Source organism: Mesorhizobium sp. M2A.F.Ca.ET.039.01.1.1 (assembly GCF_003998035.1).
GTDB lineage: Bacteria > Pseudomonadota > Alphaproteobacteria > Rhizobiales > Rhizobiaceae > Mesorhizobium.
Genome location: NZ_RZRY01001577.1, coordinates 1 through 408, shown reverse-complemented (window position 1 = coordinate 408; position 408 = coordinate 1). Strand labels below are relative to the sequence as shown.

The 408-nt window shown below is 67.4% G+C and carries 1 pseudogene; it reads right to left on the bottom strand.

From position 1 onward, the window contains the following. Positions 1–408, bottom strand: a pseudogene (locus tag EOA24_RS40990) (tryptophan synthase subunit beta); the annotation flags it as partial.

Here is a 408-nt window from a genome sequence, read left to right as displayed (position 1 = left end):
TCCTTGTCGCCGCGGCCGGACAGGTTGACGATGACGATCTGGTCCTTGTCCATGGCCGGCACGATCTTGACCGCATGCGCGATGGCATGGGCCGATTCAAGCGCCGGGATGATGCCTTCGACGCGCGTCGTCAGCTGGAAGGCCTCCAGCGCCTCGTCGTCGAGGATCGGCACATATTCGACGCGGCCAGAGTCGCGCAGCCAGGAATGCTCGGGGCCGACGCCCGGATAGTCGAGGCCGGCCGAGATCGAGTGGCCGTCGAGGATCTGGCCGTCGGCATCCTGCAGCAGATAGGTGCGGTTGCCGTGCAGCACGCCGGGCGCGCCGGCATTCATCGAGGCGCAATGCTCGACGCCATCGAGGCCGCGGCCGCCGGCTTCGATGCCGATGATGCGGACGTCCTTGTCG